This is a genomic window from Ruegeria sp. CF3, from assembly GCF_056537365.1.
On the sequence record NZ_JBQFRK010000001.1, the window covers coordinates 751,289 to 764,215 of the forward strand.

Below are 12,927 nucleotides of genomic sequence, written 5' to 3' on the forward strand. Positions count from 1 at the left end.
CGTCAGCTTTCAGGTTCGCGTTTTTTGTCACTGCTCGTTTCGCCAAACCATCATTGCGAAGTGCTTCCCGTCACCCAGGTAGTTCGGCAAGGCTATTACATGTTCAAAGCCCGCTTGGAAGGCGATGCCGAGAGGCCGTAGCCCCGACCGCTCCAACGAACCCTTGTCGTCAATTGTCGTCCTTTGAAACTCGGTCGTCCCCGACCGTTCGCGGAACCCAGAGAAGCGTGTAGGGAAAGCAACGCCTTGTAATTTTAGCCTCACGGCTAATTCTTGCAGGGACACAAGGAGCGGACCTATTTCCTTCGATACGTGAGCATGTCCAGGTCCTGCTGTATATGCAAGGCGACTGACATATAACCACGCTCCATTTTTGTCGTGATTTAAAGTCGCTCCATCACCTGTTGCATCCGACCAAACTATTGGCTCTTGTATTGGCTTGCCAGATGTTCGGATCGCACATGCAAAACTGATGATTTGGTCTTCCTCCTCGCTCACAAACATCGCTTGTAGGAAAGTTCCAAAATAAGTCTCTAGCGTTTCTCTACTGTGATTTGGATGGCAGAAAGCTAAGCTTCTCTTGCCTACAGAATTGTGCCCCGGCTTTTTAGGCAGTCGCAACACCGGCTCGAGGTCAACCAATTTTGCCCTTCGAGCTGCTTTGTACTTCAACGGCCTCAATCTCCATTGCTCTTGTTGATGCTAGTCTTAGCTAACCGATTTACGGCGCTCTTGAAAACAGACCTTGGCGCAGATGCAGCGAAAGTTCACTTTCGCCCCGCTTACCTGCCATTGAACAAAATCAAACGCAAAAACCCTCACCGAGGCGTTTTCCGTATTGTCTTTGTCTGGACGTACCAAAGCCCAAGTGGCTGAGAGATCAATAGTACTTCTCTCAAGGGGCGCCCTCCTGTGGCGGTTTTTCCGTGTGCCAACTCAACGTCGCATTTCGCAACAGTCTTTCGCATTCCTGCATGTGGACCTCACCCTTTCCGTTCCACTCTGAACCGGAAGGAGGCACCATATGACCAGAACTGCCACAGCCACACGTACCGGAGGGCGCTCAGCCCGGCGCGCCATGCGTACCGCTCCAAACTTCGAGATGTTGCCGGGCCTGACCCACGGCATTCCGTTATGCGAGGTTATGGACGGCGCACAGGTAGAACGCATTGATGCGGCCTCGATGGATATTCTGGAAAACGTAGGCGTTCAGTTCCGTGACCCCATCGCGCTGGAAGACTGGAAGAAGGCTGGTGCCAAGGTAGAAGGCGAGCTCGTCTATCTGGATCGCGGTCTGGTGCGCGAGTTGATCGCGACCATTCCGTCAGATTTCACCTACCACGCGCGCGATCCGAAAAAGAACGTGCGGCTGGGCGGTAAACACTCGATCTTCGTGCCGATGACCGGAGCGCCCTTCCTGCGCGATCTGGAAGATGTGCGCCGCAACCCGACGCTGGACGATCTGGCGATGTTCCACAAGCTCAGCCATATGTTACCCGCGCTGCATTCCTCGGCCCATCACATCGTGGAGCCCTATGATCACCCGATCAGTCAGCGGCATCTGCGGATTACCTATTCGTCAATGAAGCACTCTGACAAAACCTTCATGGGCATGACCACCAGCCCCAAGAATGCCGAAGATGTCATGGAGATGTGTGCCATCCTGTTCGGCGAGGATTTCCTTGAAGATCACCCGGTCACCACTGGTAATTGCAACGGCAATTCGCCGCTGGTTTGGGATGAAACCATGCTGGGCGCGATGCGTGCCTTCTGTCGCCGAAAGCAGCCGGTGTTGTGCTCGCCCTTCGTTCTGGGCGGGGCCAATACGCCTGCCAGCGTTCCGGCGACCGTGGCGCAACTGAATGCCGAGGCGCTCAGCGCGCTGGCCTATACGCAGGTGATCCGCAAGGGCGCGCCCGCGATCTACGGGCACTACCTGTCGACCGTCTCGATGAAATCCGGCGCGCCGATGGCAGGCACGCCCGAGATCAGTCTGATGAACTTCATGATTGGACAGATGGCCCGGTATTACGAAGTGCCTTGGCGTACCTCAAACACTCTGGGCGGAGCCAAGACGTTCGACGCGCAGGCAGGCTATGAATCCGCAACCACTCTGCAGGCCGTGATCCATTCCGGCGCCAACTACATCTGGCATTCGGCGGGCTGGAACGAGGCCGGGATGCACTGCTCGACCGCCAAGTTCATCGTTGACGCAGAACAATGCGCCATGGCCTATCGCATGGCCGAGGGCCCGAAATGGGGCGATTTCGATCAGGCCGTTTCGGCAGTCGGTGATATCGGTCCGGGCGGGCATTACCTTGGGCATCCGCATACGCAGGACAATTTCCAGAGCGCATTCTTCATGCCGGATATGTTCGACAACAACTCGATCGAACAATGGCAGGCTGAGGGTTGTGTTGAAATCACCGAACGCGCCCTGAAACACGCCCACAAGCTGCTGGCCGAGTATCAGGAACCAACGCTCGATATCGCCAAGAACGAAGAGCTGCTGGATTACATCGCCCGGCGCGAGCGTGAAATACCGGCTGCGGATGAGCTGAACCAGTCCTACTAAATCCCGGGGAGGTACACGAATGAGGTTCGCTGAAAAAACCGCACTCGTCACAGGGGCGTCGGGCGGGATCGGGGCCGCCATCGTCAGCCAGCTGCGGGCCGAAGGCGCGCGTGTGGCTGTTGCTGACCGCGATGTGGGCAGCCTTGAAGCCGAGGCGCATCTGCCCGGCGATCTGCGCGATCCCGACTATTGCGACGGGCTGGCCTTGGCCGCGCATCAGGCGCTGGGTGGTCTTGATATCGTGATCAACAATGCAGGCGTGATCACCCGCGGCCCGGTGACTGAAACATCCGATGAGGACTGGGCCCTGTCCGTCGGAGTGAATGTCGAGGCCCCTTTCCGTATCTGCCGCGCTGCGATTCCAATCATGGCGGCGGCGGGTGGCGGTGCTATTGTGAACACTGCCTCGTGCTGGGGCCTTAGACCTGGCCCGGATCATGTGGTGTACTGCATGACCAAAGCGGCCATTGCCAGCCTCACCCAATGCATGGGGCACGATCACGCCCATCAGGGCATCCGCATCAACGCCGTTTGCCCGAACGAGGTGAACACACCGATGCTGCGTTCGGGCTTTGCCAAACGTGGGTTCGATCCTGATACGGCGATTGCCGAGCTTGGGAAGTCGGTGCCTTTAGGGCGTATCGCCGAACCCGAAGATATAGCCGAAGTGATCCTTTTTCTCGCCTCGGATTCGGCGCGCTACATGTGTGGTGCTCTGGTCGAAGTGAATGGGGGCAAGCCGGTGCAATGAAAAGATTTGCAGGAAAAACAGCGCTCGTGACCGGTGGCCGCAGTGGCATCGGACAAGCCATCGCCCGGCGGCTGCGCGAAGAAGGGGCTAATGTCTACACTGCGCAGCGCGGTAAAGATGATGAGTTCCCCTCTATCCCGGCGGATTTTGCAAACCCGGAAAGCCCGGTGCAGATCATCAAGCAGGTTGTGGACAGCGCGGGCCAGCTGGACGTACTGATTAACAACGCAGGCATGATGCAGGAGGCCTCTGTCAACGACATGCCGCTTGAAGATTGGCAACGCAACCTCATGGTCAACCTGACCGCCCCGTTCCTGCTGATCCAGGCTGCACTGCCACATCTGCGCAAAACCAAGGGCAGCATCGTCAATATCGGCTCGGTCGAGGGGTTGGGCAGCAACCCCGGCCACGCCGCCTACTGCGCCTCTAAGGCCGGGCTGCATGGGCTGACCCGCGCGGTTGCCGTGGACCACGGAGTAGAAGGCATTCGCTGCAATGCGGTGGCACCGGGCTGGATCGACACAGACCTCAACATCGATTTCATCGAGAGCATGAACGACCCCGGCGCATTCCGCCGGGATATCGCCCGCATTCATCCCGTAGGCCGCACCGGCGACCCGAAAGAAGTCGCCGCACTGGTCGCGTTCTTGGCAGCCGAGGAAGCGGGTTTTGTCACCGGTCAAATTTACACGATCGATGGCGGACGGATGGCAAAGCTCAGCCTGCCCTGACCAGCCTGCAAGCTATTCCGCCCCTGATCGCCACTCTTTCCAGCGCAGATACGCATTGGCCCCAACCGATGCGAAGGGCTCGGGTGGCAAACGCGGTGGCATCGGTTGCGCCAGAAAATGATCTGCAATCTGGGAGTCTTTCCCCAGTACAAGCTCTGCCACGCCCATTCCCTGCAATGTTCCTCGCGCTATACCCAATCCGTTTTGACAGCAGGCGGCATATACACCCTGCTCGATCTCACCGAACGCGGCCGAGCCATTGCGGCTGAGGCACAGCATCCCAGCCCAACGGTGCTGCATCTGTACATTCGGCAAGTTGGGAAATCGCTCCTGAAACTTACGATCGTGCACCGCGCCTGCCCGATTCAACTGGCTATCGCTGCTGTGGATTTCAGGATGAAAGCTTGAACAGGTCCGGATCAGAATGCGATCCCCATAACTGCCCGAAACCCGCCGGACCGAAGTGCCCATCGGATCCGCTGGCGTTACTGACCAGCGTGGCTGTCCGCCCAGCGTGGCGATCTGATCTGGCGTCAGTGGTTCCGTTATCGACGCGTAGAGGCAGATGTGCATCAGACGCCGCTGGTAAAATCCAAAGCTTTCCAGATGACCATTCGTTGCCATCACGATCCGCCCCGTCGAAACCCGCGCCTGTTCGGTCTCGACCACCCAGCCACCGCCTTGTTTGCGAAACCCGGTCACGGCAGAGTTTTCATAAACACCGATCCGCCCAGCCAGATGCGTTGAGAGAGCCCGCACATAGGCTGCAGGCTGGATCATCACCGTCCCGGGCGCAAACAGACCAGATGTGTAATGCGGGCTGCCTGTCAGCGCCTGCATCTGCTGTGCATCATAAAGCTCGTGGGGCTCTCCCAATCGCGCCAGATGCACTGCGTAGTCTGCGTTGTGCCGATCACCCGCTGCGGTCGCAGCAGCGTTGATCTTGCCGCACGGGTCGAACATCTCCGGCGACAGGTCGCACTCAGCGGCTACCCGGGTCGCAAAGGAAATCGCCTGGCGATTCAGCGCGATTGTGGTCCGATCTGCGTCCAGCCCATCGCTGGCGTAATTGTCCGAGGCCAAGTCATGAGGCAGATCGATCATGAACCCCGAGTTGCGCCCGGCAGAGCCTTCCGCAAAGCGCCCAGCCTCAAGCACCACAACCTTCAGCGCCGGATCAAGCTGATGCAGCCTCAGCGCTGCGGACAGCCCGGCAAAACCACCGCCGATGATGGTCACATCTGCGGTCTGGTCTTGCTCAAGCCGAGGCAGGTCTTGCTGCAGAGGCAGGATGGCATTCCATCCTGCCACGCCGGTTTGCCGGGGCAAACGTTTGGCGGTGTAGATCGTCAATCTACCGCCTCATCTTCGTCATCGGCCAGATCAATCCAGATGGTTTTCAGCTGGGTATACTGATCATGGGCGTGAACCGAGTTGTCCCGGCCACCAAACCCAGACTGCTTGTGGCCACCAAAGGGTGTGGTGATATCCCCTTCACCAAAGCTGTTGATCGTGACGGTACCCGCCCGGATCGCCCGCGCGCCACGGATCGCGCGTTTGGCGTTGGCCGTGAAGATCGAGGCGCACAGCCCATACTCGGTGTCATTGGCAATGCTGATCGCCTCGTCAAAGCCCGAAACTTCGATCACCGACAAAACCGGGCCAAAGATCTCCTCGCGCGCCAGCGTGGCATCGTTTCCGGGCACCTCGACCACCGTGGCTTCAACAAACCCATTCTCCGCCTTGCCACCAATCAGCACAGTCTCGGCCTGATCCAGATAGCCGCACACCTTGGAATAATGCCCCTCGCTGACAAGCGCGCCCATGCGGGTCTCTGGGTCCAACGGGTCGCCGACATTCCAGTGCTTGGCATGATGCGCGATCCGTTCCAGCAGTTCTGCCTTCACGTCCTTATGCACGATCAACCGCGACGAGGCCGAGCAATTCTCGCCCATGTTCCAGAATGCGCCATTGACGACATGCGCCGCCACCCGATCCAGATTTTCCGCATCGTGCAAGACGATGGCCGGGTTTTTGCCGCCCATTTCAAGCACAACTTCCTTGACATTGCTTTCAGCGGAATAGCTCAGGAACTTCTTTCCGGTTACGGTCGAGCCGGTAAAAGACACCATGTCGATGTCCATATGCCGCCCGATGGGTTCGCCCACCTCGGCACCACCGCCGGGCACCACATTCAGCACACCGCGCGGCAACCCGGCCTCAGACGCCAGCTCCGCCACCTTTAAAGCGGTCAGAGAAGTCTCGGCCGCCGGCTTCAGCACCACTGAACACCCCGCCGCCAGCGCCGGCCCGATCTTCCACGCCAGCATCAGCAAGGGGAAGTTCCACGGCAGGACCAGCCCAACCACGCCGATGGGCTCACGCACGACCATGGCGATGTGGTCATCACTGGCCGGGCTGACCTGATCATAGATCTTGTCGATCGCCTCGGCATGCCATTTCAGGCAGTGGATCGTCTCGGGAACATCAACGGTTTCGCAATCAAAGATCGTCTTGCCGCTATCGATGCTCTCCATCACCGCCAGTTCCCGCGCGTTGCGGGTAAGCAGCTTGCACAGGCGGATCAGAATGTCCTTGCGATCCGAGGGGTGCATCTTTGACCAACGCCCGTCGTCAAAGGCCTCTCGCGCCTTTTCGACCGCAAAATCCACATCCTCCGATCCGCAGGCAGCAATGCTGGTCAGCACAACCCCGGTGGCTGGATTGATAGTCTCGAACACCTGCCCTGAGGTCGCCGGGCGATAACCGCCGTCGATGAAAGCGCCCGTCGGCAGATCCAGATGCGCAGCGATGGATTCGTATTCGTCTTTCGTCAGCAAGCCCATGCCTTAACCCTCCGCCACGATATCTGCGATTTTGCGTTTCAGAACGCGCGTCACCTGCTCCAGCGCGCGTTTGTCATCCTTGTTCAGCCCTTTGAGCGGAGGTCTCACCATCCCAGCATCGATCCCGTTCATGGTCACCCCATACTTGATCGTCTGGATGAATTTGCCGCCCTGCTCCAGCACCCGCATCAGCGGCATCAGCGCGCTCATGATGCGGCGGCCTTTGGCAAAGTTGCCCTCGATCACACAAGCCTGATACAGCGCCACGTGTTCGGCGGGCAGAAAGTTCGACCCACCACAAACCCAGAACGGCGCTCCCCAGGCGAAGAACTCCAGCGCCTGATCATCCATGCCGCAGCCCAGCTGAATATGCGGATAATCCCGCGCCAGCAGATGAACCCGGTTGATATCGCCCGAGCTTTCCTTGATGCCACAGAAGTTCCGGCTGCGGCCTACGCGGTCCAGGAACTCTTCCCCCATCATCGTGCCGGTCCGGTGCGGATAGTTGTACAGCATCACCGGCAGGTCAGCCGCCTTGTCGATTGCCAGCGCGTTCAGCGCATTCTCGCGGTCGGTGGGCACCGAATAGGGCGGGCTGGCCAACAAGATCGCATCTGCGCCTAGGTCTCGCGCACCTGAGGCCAAAGCGACGGAGTCCCCGGTCAGCATCGCCCCCGTTCCCACAACCAGAGGCACACGCCCCTTCAGTTGTTCATGCGTAAAGCGCGCCAGTTCCAGCCGCTCATCGACGGTCTGCGCATAGTTTTCGCCGGTGGACCCGCCCGAGATCAGCCCGTGCACACCATTCTCGATCAGGTACTCGATCACCTCGGCCAACGCGTCCCAGTTCACGCCACCATCCGCCGCGTAGGGTGTCACCACCGGCGTATAAATACCCTCAAATCTGAAGATCGGAGTCATGTGTCCCTCATGCAGATGTCATGCCGGGGACCTGCCCCAGCGGAAAATCCAACCCCTCGGGCATCACGAACAGCTCGATCTGATCGCGTGACAGGGTCCAGTGGTCGTCGGCCAGCTGCGCAGCAGCCGCCTCATCGCCCGCCTCGATGGCGGCGATGATGGCGTCATGCTGGTCGCTCGCCTCTGAAAGGTTCTCAGCCATTCGTGCGGTCTGCGGGCGATAAAATGTCATCCCGATCCGCGCGTGATCGATCAGCAACCGGTTGAACGAAGGGGATAAATAGACATTCCCCGCCATCTCTCCGGTCACCTCGTGAAACCGGGTATTGGCCAGCGTCCGCTCCTCAGCCGAGCCTGTACGCAAGGCTTGCCGAAACGTCTCTTGCGCCTCTTTCAACTGATCGATCTGATCGTGCGTCGCATTCGCCGCGGCCAGACGCAGCACCGCGCCATAGACCATCGGCGCAACCAGAAAGAAATCGCGTAGCGTGGTATGAGACATCTCTGACACCCGCGCCCCGCGATGGGTGCGCAGGTCCAGATACCCCTCACCGGCCAACTGCCGGAACACTTCGCGCAAAGGCGTGCGCGACAGGCCAAAGGCCTGCGACAGCTGCGCCTCGTCCAAATCTTCTCCGGGACGCAAACGCAGGGTCAGAACCGACATCTTCAGATGCTCAGCCAACGCCTCTTTCGGTGATTTCCCTTCGTCCCTCATCCGATCCCCTTAATCACGATCCCGCGAATCGATAGCTTGCCCTCTGGTATCGTATAAAAATACATGTTGTATACAGTTAGTTTTCGTGCAGCATGCAGAAAACTGTCAGAACGCCCTGATTCCGGACTATCGATGAACCAAACACAGCACTACGCCTTCATACTGGTCGAGGAATTCTCGCATCTCGCCTTCTCCTGCGCGGTCGAGCCATTGCGGATCGCAAATTTGCTGGCCGAGGAAGATCTTTATCGATGGTCCTTCCTGTCCGAACACGCTGAGCATGCGGTCTGTTCAAACGGATCGGTCACTTTGGTGCATGGCGGATTGGGATCTATCCCAAAATGTGACCAACTGTTTGTTCTGTCAGGAATAAACATGCGCAATCACGTCTCGCGTCCGCTGCTCGCAACCCTGCGCCGAGAGAGGGCACGGGGCACCAATATCAGCGCCTTGTGTTCCGGTGCATGGCTGCTGGCCGAGGCCGGATTTTTGGATGGGATGCAGGCGGCGATCCATTGGGAATACCATGATGCTTTCATGGAGGCCTTCCCCGAGATCAACCTCGTCCGCAGCGTCTTTGTCGCCGACGAAAAACACATGACCGCCTCGGGCGGCACCGCGACCGCCGATCTGATGCTGCACCTGATCGAACGCGACCACGGCCACGACCTGTCGGTCGCAGTGGCCGATCAGATGGTCTATAACGCCGTGCGCAACGCCACTGCCGATCAGCGCGTCTCGTTGCAATCGCGCAACGGGATGCGGAACGCGCATCTGGCCAAGGCGATCCACATCATGACCGACAATATTCAAAGTCCACTGTCGCCCTCGGTCATTGCCAGCGATATCGGTATCTCAACCCGACAACTGGAGCGTCTGTTTGGGAAATTCCTGAACACCTCGCCTAAGAAATACTTCATGGAATTGCGGCTGGACCGCGCCCGCAATCTGCTGTTGCAGACCGAATCTTCGGTGACCGAGGTCGCCTTTGCCTGCGGTTTCGAAAGCGCTGGCCACTTCTCGCGCGTGTACAGGGCTGCCTTTGGTGTCACGCCCATGCAGCAGCGCAGCAGGCTTGATTGATCAAAGCTGTGACTGGACAGAGGGCCATGGTTGGGATTATCTGAACAAGTGTTCAGATCAGGAAGGAACCCGCCATGCAACTCTCAACCACAGCTGCGGTGATCACCGGCGGAGCCTCCGGCCTGGGTGAGGCCACAGCCCGTCACTTTGCCGAGAACGGCGCGCAGGTCACAATCCTTGACCGCGACGCCGAGCGTGGCCCGCAAGTCGCGGCTGAAATCGGCGGACAATTCGCGCAAACTGATGTGACGGATGAGGCCTCGGTCGCTGCAGCGATTGCACATGCGATGGACAAGATGGGTCGCATCACCGCCGCCGTGAACTGCGCCGGGATCGCGATCGGAGCCAAAACGGTTGGCAAAGACGGCCCCCACCCTCTGGAGGCGTTCCAGCGTACCATCGACATCAATCTGGTCGGCTCCTTCAACGTCTCGCGTCTTGCTGCCGCAGAGATGGCAAAGAATGATCCTGAACCGGATGGCGCGCGCGGCGTGATTATCAACACGGCCTCCATCGCCGCCTTTGACGGGCAAAAAGGTCAGGCGGCCTACTCAGCCTCGAAAGGCGGCGTGGTCGGCATGACGCTACCCATGGCGCGCGATCTGGCCTCGACTGGTATCCGTGTGATGGCCATCGCACCGGGCATCTTCATGACCCCGATGCTGGCTGGTCTGCCCGAAGAGGTGCAGCAACAGCTTGCGGCGGACGTCCCCAACCCTGCTCGCCTCGGCGACCCGCGCGAATACGGTCGTCTGGCCGGGTTCATCGTCGAGATGGGCTACCTGAACGGAGAGGTAATCCGCATCGACGGTGCCCTGCGGATGCGCTAAGACGGGTTTCATGACCGAGCGGCAGAAAATGGCAGCAGGCGAGTGGTATTGCTGCCTCGACCCCGAACTGGAAGTGCTTCGTATGAAAGCACGCCGCGCGGTCCATGCCCACAACACCTGCCCGCCCGATGACCGAGGGGCTATAGCTCCCGAATTGGCGGCGCTCTTTGCGGGGATCGGGCAAGATTGCTATTTTGAGGCTCCGTTCCACTGCGCTTATGGAATGAACCTGTCGCTGGGCGACCGGGTTTATCTGAATGCGGGCTGTGTCATTCTCGACACCGCGCCTGTTCGCATCGGCAGTGACTCGATGCTCGGCCCCACGGTGCAGATCTATTGCGCCCAACACGCCAAAGACTCAGCCCTGCGCGCACAGGGTCTGGAAATCGACCACCCGGTGACAATCGGCGAAAACGTCTGGATCGGCGGCGGCGCGATCATAATGCCCGGCGTCACGATCGGAGACCGCGCCATCGTCGGTGCAGGCAGCGTCGTCACGAAGGACGTCCCTGCCCGAGCAACTGTTGTTGGTAACCCCGCCCGCCCCATTTGAGCACGCGCAAACCGGTGCATAGGTTTGTACAACTCAGACAATCTAGTCGATTGAAGTTGTACAACTCGGACTCAACCGGCTTCGGCCTTCTCTTCAAGCATCAGCCACTCTTCCTCAGCCGCTGACAGTTTTTCCTGCCGTTCGACCAGGGCATCGGTTGCCTTCTGGAACTTGATCGGTTCGCGTGTGAACAGCTCAGGATCAGACATCAGTTCTTCGAGCTTGGCGATCTCGGCTTCAAGGCGCGCGATCTCTGCTGGTAGCTTCTCAAGTCGGTGTTTCTCCGAGAACGACAGCCCTGCTTTTGCCTTCGCTTCTTGCTTCACTTTCGGTTTTAAAGGCCTTGCTTTTTCTTCCTTTTTCGCAACTACATCACCTCGCTGAGCGATGTAATCGGACCAACCACCAGCATAGACGGTCGCGCGCCCGTTGCCCTCCATGGCGATGGTTGTGGTCGCAACACGATCCAGAAAATCCCGATCGTGGCTAACGAGCAGCACCGTGCCATCATAGTCGTCCAGCAATTCCTGCAGCAGATCCAGCGTTTCGACATCCAGATCGTTGGTCGGTTCGTCCAGCACCAGCAGGTTAGAGGTTTTTGCCATCAGTTTCGCCAACAGTAACCGGGCTTTTTCCCCTCCGGACAATGACTTAACAGCCGCTCTTGCCTGCGCATCATCAAACAGAAACTCTTTGAGATAGCCCACCACATGCTTGGGCTGCCCGCCGACCATCACCTGATCGGCCTTGCCCGAGACCCGCATCTCGGGATCGCCGGTCAAGCTGTCCCACAGGCTCATTTCCGGGTCCAGCTGTGCCCTCGCCTGATCGAACACGGCGATCTCAAGGTTAGTACCCAGCACCACCGAACCCTTGTCCGGTTCGACCTGACCTAGCAGCATTTTCAGCAACGTGGTCTTGCCCACACCGTTCGGCCCAACAAAGGCCACACGGTCACCGCGCTGAACCAGAAGATCGAAATTGCGCACGATCTGCTGAGAGTCAAATGCCTTTGAAACGCCATTGGCCTCGATGACCTTGCGGCCTGATTTCGGACCGGATTCCAACGTCATGGCAGCCGATCCCTGACGTTTGATCTGCGCTGCTCGCTCGGCGCGCAAGGCTTGTAGCGCCCGAACACGACCCTGATTGCGCTTGCGGCGGGCGCTGATACCCTCGACGGCCCATCGCGCCTCGGACTTGATCAAGCGGTTCAGCTTGTGGCGCTGCTGATCCTCCTCTTCCCAGACCTTGTCCCTCCAGCTTTCAAAGGCCGCAAAGCCCTGTTCCTGCCGCCGTACAACTCCGCGATCGATCCACAGCGTCGCACGGGTCAACGCACGCAGGAATGCGCGATCATGCGAGATCAAAACATAGGCGGCGCGGGTCGAGCCCAACTCACGCTCCAACCACGCAATCGCCTCGATATCCAGGTGGTTCGTCGGTTCGTCCAGCAACATCAGGTCCGGCGCCTCGGCCATCAGCTTGGCCAAGGCGGCGCGTCGCCTTTCCCCACCCGAAGCGGTTTCGACCGCACGCTCAGGGTCGAATTTCAGCCCTTCGCCCGCGCGTTCGACCTTATACAGCTCACCCGGCTCCAACCCGCTTGAGGCGTAGTCTCCAAGCGTCGCGAATCCCTGCATTCCGGGATCCTGCTCCATGTAACCCACTGATTTACCAGGAGGGATGACGATTTCACCCTGATCGGCCTCGACCAGCCCGGCCATCACTTTCATCAAAGTGGATTTGCCAGACCCGTTCCGCCCGACCAGCGCGACGCGATCACCGGGTTGAACCACAAGGTCCAGATCGGAAAACACCGGATCACCCCCGAACGTCAGAGAGATACCGGACATCTGCAATAAAGGAATTCTCGCCATACCCGCCAGCTAAACCGGCCAAAGCAAGGCGTCAACGCC

General features: G+C 59.0%; 12 protein-coding genes. 6 read left to right on the plus strand and 6 right to left on the minus strand.

Annotation, left to right across the window (positions count from 1 at the left end):
• Positions 1–27: 27 nt before the first annotated feature.
• Positions 28–672: a hypothetical protein gene (locus tag ACR0KC_RS03810; RefSeq protein WP_480771497.1), complete on the minus strand. Its 645-nt coding sequence runs from the start codon at positions 670–672 to the stop codon at positions 28–30.
• Between the two features lie 352 nt (positions 673–1,024).
• Between ACR0KC_RS03810 and ACR0KC_RS03815 the strand changes: the two genes are divergently transcribed.
• From ACR0KC_RS03815 to ACR0KC_RS03825, 3 genes are read left to right on the plus strand one after another with little or no spacing between them, the layout of a single operon-like run.
• Entirely contained in the window at positions 1,025–2,575 is a 1,551-nt protein-coding gene (locus ACR0KC_RS03815) for a trimethylamine methyltransferase family protein (protein WP_480791085.1), read from the plus strand.
• A gap of 19 nt (positions 2,576–2,594) precedes the next feature.
• Positions 2,595–3,326 carry an SDR family NAD(P)-dependent oxidoreductase gene (locus tag ACR0KC_RS03820; protein ID WP_480771499.1) on the plus strand — a complete coding sequence of 244 codons (732 nt, stop codon included), beginning with the start codon at positions 2,595–2,597 and terminating at the stop codon, positions 3,324–3,326.
• Positions 3,323–4,057 carry an SDR family oxidoreductase gene (locus tag ACR0KC_RS03825; protein ID WP_170636212.1) on the plus strand — a complete coding sequence of 245 codons (735 nt, stop codon included), beginning with the start codon at positions 3,323–3,325 and terminating at the stop codon, positions 4,055–4,057. Before ACR0KC_RS03820 ends, ACR0KC_RS03825 begins: the two co-directional genes overlap by 4 nt.
• A gap of 12 nt (positions 4,058–4,069) precedes the next feature.
• Here ACR0KC_RS03825 and ACR0KC_RS03830 read toward each other — a convergent pair whose 3' ends face one another.
• From ACR0KC_RS03830 to ACR0KC_RS03845, 4 genes are read right to left on the minus strand one after another with little or no spacing between them, the layout of a single operon-like run.
• Positions 4,070–5,410 carry an NAD(P)/FAD-dependent oxidoreductase gene (locus ACR0KC_RS03830; RefSeq protein WP_480771500.1) on the minus strand — a complete coding sequence of 447 codons (1,341 nt, stop codon included), beginning with the start codon at positions 5,408–5,410 and terminating at the stop codon, positions 4,070–4,072.
• Positions 5,407–6,903, minus strand: coding sequence for an aldehyde dehydrogenase (locus tag ACR0KC_RS03835; RefSeq protein ID WP_480771501.1), 1,497 nt, complete (start codon positions 6,901–6,903; stop codon positions 5,407–5,409). The genes ACR0KC_RS03830 and ACR0KC_RS03835 overlap by 4 nt, the downstream gene beginning before the upstream one ends.
• 3 nt (positions 6,904–6,906) lie before the next feature.
• Entirely contained in the window at positions 6,907–7,824 is a 918-nt protein-coding gene (locus ACR0KC_RS03840; RefSeq protein ID WP_170422094.1) for a dihydrodipicolinate synthase family protein, read from the minus strand.
• Between the two features lie 7 nt (positions 7,825–7,831).
• Entirely contained in the window at positions 7,832–8,542 is a 711-nt protein-coding gene (locus ACR0KC_RS03845; RefSeq protein WP_170406329.1) for a GntR family transcriptional regulator, read from the minus strand.
• A 132-nt stretch (positions 8,543–8,674) separates the two neighbouring features.
• Between ACR0KC_RS03845 and ACR0KC_RS03850 the strand changes: the two genes are divergently transcribed.
• From ACR0KC_RS03850 to ACR0KC_RS03860, 3 genes are all read left to right on the plus strand, one after another.
• On the plus strand, positions 8,675–9,625 hold the full coding sequence (locus ACR0KC_RS03850; protein WP_480771502.1) for a GlxA family transcriptional regulator: 951 nt from the start codon (positions 8,675–8,677) through the stop codon (positions 9,623–9,625).
• 74 nt (positions 9,626–9,699) lie between these two features.
• Positions 9,700–10,455, plus strand: coding sequence for an SDR family NAD(P)-dependent oxidoreductase (locus ACR0KC_RS03855; protein WP_480771503.1), 756 nt, complete (start codon positions 9,700–9,702; stop codon positions 10,453–10,455).
• A 10-nt stretch (positions 10,456–10,465) separates the two neighbouring features.
• Positions 10,466–11,008 carry a sugar O-acetyltransferase gene (locus ACR0KC_RS03860; RefSeq protein WP_480771504.1) on the plus strand — a complete coding sequence of 181 codons (543 nt, stop codon included), beginning with the start codon at positions 10,466–10,468 and terminating at the stop codon, positions 11,006–11,008.
• A gap of 71 nt (positions 11,009–11,079) precedes the next feature.
• On the opposite strand, the gene ACR0KC_RS03865 is transcribed toward ACR0KC_RS03860, so the two are convergent.
• Entirely contained in the window at positions 11,080–12,888 is a 1,809-nt protein-coding gene (locus tag ACR0KC_RS03865) for an ABC-F family ATP-binding cassette domain-containing protein (protein ID WP_480705041.1), read from the minus strand.
• Positions 12,889–12,927: the final 39 nt, after the last annotated feature.

Coding starts and splice junctions, on each gene's coding strand:
- ACR0KC_RS03815 (WP_480791085.1), top strand. CDS start 1,025: ATGACCAGAACTGCCACAGCCACACGTACCGGAGGGCGCTCAGCCCGG.
- ACR0KC_RS03820 (WP_480771499.1), top strand. CDS start 2,595: ATGAGGTTCGCTGAAAAAACCGCACTCGTCACAGGGGCGTCGGGCGGG.
- ACR0KC_RS03825 (WP_170636212.1), top strand. CDS start 3,323: ATGAAAAGATTTGCAGGAAAAACAGCGCTCGTGACCGGTGGCCGCAGT.
- ACR0KC_RS03835 (WP_480771501.1), bottom strand. CDS start 6,903: ATGGGCTTGCTGACGAAAGACGAATACGAATCCATCGCTGCGCATCTG.
- ACR0KC_RS03840 (WP_170422094.1), bottom strand. CDS start 7,824: ATGACTCCGATCTTCAGATTTGAGGGTATTTATACGCCGGTGGTGACA.
- ACR0KC_RS03845 (WP_170406329.1), bottom strand. CDS start 8,542: ATGAGGGACGAAGGGAAATCACCGAAAGAGGCGTTGGCTGAGCATCTG.
- ACR0KC_RS03850 (WP_480771502.1), top strand. CDS start 8,675: ATGAACCAAACACAGCACTACGCCTTCATACTGGTCGAGGAATTCTCG.
- ACR0KC_RS03855 (WP_480771503.1), top strand. CDS start 9,700: ATGCAACTCTCAACCACAGCTGCGGTGATCACCGGCGGAGCCTCCGGC.
- ACR0KC_RS03860 (WP_480771504.1), top strand. CDS start 10,466: ATGACCGAGCGGCAGAAAATGGCAGCAGGCGAGTGGTATTGCTGCCTC.
- ACR0KC_RS03865 (WP_480705041.1), bottom strand. CDS start 12,888: ATGGCGAGAATTCCTTTATTGCAGATGTCCGGTATCTCTCTGACGTTC.